General features: G+C 55.5%; 1 protein-coding gene. It reads right to left on the bottom strand.

The annotated features are described in order from the left end of the window. Positions 1 to 308: hypothetical protein (locus tag SB756_RS29070; protein ID WP_410912996.1), on the bottom strand; the 308-nt coding region annotated here is incomplete at both ends.

Raw genomic sequence — 308 nt, 5'->3', positions numbered from 1 at the left:
AGTGGCTGCAAGGTGATATTGAGGCTGGCCGTGACGGCTTGCCATTGTTGAGTAAGTGCTTGCTCATCTTGTCGGAGGCTTTGCGCTTCGTTTTCATCACGCTGAAGCTGCTTTGTTATGGCGTCCAGTTGCCCACGTAGCGTCGCACCTTCTTCACCGAGCTTTTTAACTTCGTTTTCCAGCGCCAGTAATCGAGACTGATTAACGCCAGGCTCCAGCGCCTGATACGCCTCGACCGCCGGGTGGCTGGTGGAACCACAAAGTGGGCAAGGCTGACCCGCCTGTAACTGTGCACGTTGAGCTTCCAG

Origin of the sequence: Pseudomonas sp. SIMBA_068, assembly GCF_046534705.1 — a bacterium.
Taxonomy (GTDB): Bacteria; Pseudomonadota; Gammaproteobacteria; order Pseudomonadales; family Pseudomonadaceae; genus Aquipseudomonas; species Aquipseudomonas putida.
The sequence above is the reverse complement of the archived record's forward strand: the minus strand, read 5'-3'. Positions and strand labels throughout refer to the sequence as shown.